The sequence below is a fragment of the Bacteroidia bacterium genome (assembly GCA_025056095.1).
GTDB lineage: Bacteria > Bacteroidota > Bacteroidia > JANWVE01 > JANWVE01 > JANWVE01.
Map to the genome: position 1 here is coordinate 1 of JANWVW010000238.1, position 4261 is coordinate 4261.

Genomic DNA, 4261 nt, shown 5'->3' on the forward strand with positions numbered 1-4261 from the left:
GTAGCCCGTAGCACGCCGACCTTGTGGGCATGAGCGCAGCGAAACGCCCACAAGGGCACGCCCAAAAAAAATTAAAATTTGACCTTCATACCTTTTATGTAAAACAAATAGACTTGATGTAAATTTGTAGTTATGAGGTACTGGGGATGGTTGTGCATACTTCTCATTCTCTCAATATGGTACGGATGCGTCAAAAAACCTATCTTTCCCGATGAAAATACCTCTATTCTGCCCCATTACAAAGGTATATTGATTGTCAACGAAGGATTATGGCAACAAAATAACTCTACACTTACCTACTACAACCCTATTACTCAACTCGTACAAAGAGATGTGTTTTATACCGTCAATAATCAGATTTTAGGCGATACTGCTAATGATTTGATTAAGATAGGCGACACGTTATTTATCGTGGTTTCTACAAGCAACACCTTGTACAAATTAGATGCAAAAACACTCAAAATTATTCAAACCTTGGTTATCCCTAACGGTGGAGATTTGCGAAAAATTGTTTATATCAATCCTCAAAAAGCTTATGTCAGTGCTTTGACAGGACAAAAAGTTTGGATAATCAACCCTACTACTTTGGAGGTTTTAGGTTCATTTTATGTAAGTTTTCCCGAAGAAATGGCAGTGCTAAATGGCAAACTGTATATCACTCAATCTAACTATCCGCCTAGCTTCAAAAACAAAAACTTAGTAGTTTGGGACATAAACACGGATACCAAAATCAAAGAGATAGCCCTTCCTGTTGAAAATGCTACACATTTAGCCGTAAGTCAAAACTATTTATGGATATCTTGCACAGGCGATTATGTCAATCCCACAGGGGCTATTTGTAAAATCAACACGGATTATGATACAATTGAAGTCAGCTTGTCCATTTCTAACAATCCTACTCACATACGTGCAGTGCAAGACACTGTGTATGTATTGAATGATTTAGGTATTTTTCGGTACTATTCGGGTTTAACTTCTCCACAAATTTGGATAGATAAAAACTTATTCGCTCAAATGGGTGAGATTTTTTACAACTTCTATTTTGATGAAAAATTGCAAAAATGGTTTATTGCGGTCAGCAAGCAATTTGTGTATGATGGTAGCGTTTTGATATTAGACAGAAAAGGGAATTTAGAACATTCATTTGTTTCGGGCTTAAATCCTTCTGTAATTGTCCATAATGATTAGTATATTGAATACCAAATTACTGCAATGATAGAAACAAGTTACAAAACCAAGCAAAGGTTATTAGTCTGATTTTTTGGGCGTGCCCCTTGCTGCGCAAAGGTTGTGGGCATCTCGCATGTGGTCCGCGGCACCCTTGCTCACACTTCGCTATGCTTGTGTAGGCAAGGATATCCTCAAAAAAATTAAAATTTAACCTTACCTTACTTGCACTTTTAATTGTGCAAAGTAAAATAAACTGATGTAGTTTTGCATTTCAAAAATCTGTTTTGACATAAAAAATTAGACCTCTTAACTATTTTTGCGAAGCATTTATGCAAGAGCAAAAACCTACCATTGTTTTTATGGGCACGCCCGAAATTGCTGTATTCTGTTTGGATGCCATTAAAAAAGCAGGATATCCTATCAAAGGTGTGGTTACTACTCCTGACAAACCCGCAGGCAGAGGGCAAAAACTACAAGTCTCTGCGGTAAAACAATATGCCCTACTAAACAATATTCCTATTTTGCAACCTGAAAATCTTAAAGATGAGTCTTTTATTCAAACCTTACAAGCCTGGCAACCTGATATACAGGTTGTAGTTGCCTTCCGAATTTTACCTGAATCGGTTTGGAAAATACCGAGTATTTGTACCTTCAATCTGCATACTTCATATTTGCCGCAATACAGAGGTGCTGCCCCTATTCAGTGGGCAATTATTAACGGAGAAACAGAAACAGGTGTTACTACTTTTATTATTGACAATCAAGTAGATACAGGAAATATACTGCTGCAAGAAAAAATACCTATTTCTCCTACTATGACCGCAGGAGAATTGTATGCGATTATGTGTCAAAAAGGTAGTCAATTAGTGCTTAAAACTTTGGAAGGTTTAAGTCAAAATACAATTGTTCCAACACCTCAAAAGCAGGTAGAACCCCTTTTTTATGCCCCTAAATTGACAAAGGAAAATACTCAAATTGATTGGTCAAAAACTGTCAAGCAAATTTATAATTTTGTCAGAGGGTTGAATCCGCATCCTTCGGCTTGGACTACTCTCAATGGCGTATACTACAAAATACATCAAGTTGAACCTATAGTCCAAGCTCACCAAAAGCCTACTGGGCATTTTGAAACGGATAATAAAATGTATTTGCGTATTTACGGCGCTGATGGCTACGTAAATGTATTAGTGCTACAAAAAGAAGGTAAAAAAAGAATGGATATTCAAACATTTCTACGAGGTAATAAAGTTTAGCTTGTTGCAGTTTAATTGAGAAGCCTTATCTATTTTTGTGTACGGTATTATCATGTGGATAAGTTTATTTCAGCGCCGCAATAGTTTTGTTCCTTACGTTTTTTTACTCATTTTTACACTTATACTTCGTATTCCTTCGTTAGACAAACATCACATTTTAACTGATGAAGCAACTTATTATATATGCGCTCAAAGAGTAGTGGAACAAGGTAAAAACTACACAGATGCATGGGACAATAAGCCACCTTTGGTAGTAGGTTTATATTCTTTTATGTATAGAATTTTTGGAACGCATTCTCTTTTGGCGATTAAAATATTGGCTATTTTTTGGATTTATTTCACCGGGCTCTTAATTGCGGAGATAGCAAATAATTTCAGGTTGCTGCCTGAATTTTCCTTACTACCTGCCTATTTTTACATTATTTTGAGTAGCATACCCTGGCATACACAAGAGCTGAACGCAGAATTATTGATGAATTTGCCTGTGGTAATCAGCATTTTTTATTTAATTAAATATACGGATGAGGTAGGTCAATATGATGAATGGGTTTTTACAAAGATTGGCTTATGCTTGTTTTTTGCAGTTTGGTTTAGATACCAAGCTATTACACACATAATAGGTGTTTTGATAGCTTACCTTTTTGTTTTTGCTGCCAAGCCTAAACATTTGTTTGAGATGCTGTTTTTTTTATTTCTGCCTATGTTTATTTACGGTTTCATCCGTTGGGTTACAGGGCATTGGGATAAGTTTTGGGATATAGGGATACTCTACAATTTGGATTATATTCTAATAGGTCGTAATCCTTTTGAAGTGCTATCTGTAAGACAAAGTTTGCTTGATATTGTACGAAGTTGGGGAATTTTCATTATTATAGGTTTTATTGGCTTTTTGTTGTGGTATTTTGGGCATATTTCTTACAACGTACAAAGGCAAAAGGGACAGACAATTATTACAATTTGTACTTTGACAGCCGTATTGGGTATTTTTTTAGGAATTAGAAGGTTGTATTTTCATTACATTTTACAAACTGCCCCTTTTTTATCTCTTTTTCTTTCTGTTTTCTTTCTTACCTTACAAAAACAATGGTTGAAGTCTATTTCTTGGCTGTGCATATTGGCAATAGTAGGTTTTAATTTATGCTTATACGCAATAGTAGCTAGTCCATTGATTTACAATTACTTATTATCTCAAAAATTGATTAAAAAAGGAGGATGGATAAGTCAACAGCATGCAGTATACCATGATTTATCTTTACAGTGGGCAAATTTTGAGAAAATAGTTCATTTGCACAGTGAACCTGAAGAACGCATACTTATTTTATCTTACCGCCCTGAATGGTATGTAAAACTAAACAGAAAATGTGCTACTTATTATACAAATTTTAGCATTGCTTACTATAAAATGGACTTTTTTAAGCATAACCAAAATCGAAAACTTATCTCTGCTAAAGAAAAATTACCACAAGTTTACCAAGCACTTAGCCAAGACATGCCTGCTTTATTTATTGATGAACACAACCTATTTGGTCAATTGCAGTACTACTTACCTACATTATTGAACCGTTATCGAAAAGTTCCTACTAGTGTAGCCGATGTGTATGTAAGGACGAAATAAAAACACTTTCATAGCAAGTTGGTTAGTAGCAAAAAAAAGCAAAGGGGATTGTTTAGCTGGTCTTAACTACCTGCTGTACAGTTTGAAGATTTGTTGGATTAACATTTAGGGTATTTTGATTTTTTAAAATTTGTTTGAGGTTTAAAGCGTGAGGCATGCGGAGGGTGGGCGTTAGCCCAGTGCGTAGCGAAGCGAAGCACCGAAGCGTGAGCGTAGCCCGAAG

General features: G+C 35.7%; 3 protein-coding genes. All 3 read left to right on the top strand.

Going from position 1 to position 4261, the window contains the following annotated elements:
* Positions 1–132: 132 nt before the first annotated feature.
* Positions 133–1188, top strand: a complete 1056-nt coding sequence (locus NZ519_12665) for a hypothetical protein (protein ID MCS7029606.1) — start codon at positions 133–135, stop codon at positions 1186–1188.
* A gap of 311 nt (positions 1189–1499) precedes the next feature.
* Entirely contained in the window at positions 1500–2423 is a 924-nt protein-coding gene (fmt, locus tag NZ519_12670; protein ID MCS7029607.1) for a methionyl-tRNA formyltransferase, read from the top strand.
* A 52-nt stretch (positions 2424–2475) separates the two neighbouring features.
* Entirely contained in the window at positions 2476–4038 is a 1563-nt protein-coding gene (locus tag NZ519_12675; GenBank protein MCS7029608.1) for a hypothetical protein, read from the top strand.
* Positions 4039–4261: the final 223 nt, after the last annotated feature.

Excerpts from the sequence above, each read along its gene's own strand:
- NZ519_12665 (MCS7029606.1), top strand. The coding sequence starts at position 133 with ATGAGGTACTGGGGATGGTTGTGCATACTTCTCATTCTCTCAATATGG.
- fmt (MCS7029607.1), top strand. The coding sequence starts at position 1,500 with ATGCAAGAGCAAAAACCTACCATTGTTTTTATGGGCACGCCCGAAATT.
- NZ519_12675 (MCS7029608.1), top strand. The coding sequence starts at position 2,476 with ATGTGGATAAGTTTATTTCAGCGCCGCAATAGTTTTGTTCCTTACGTT.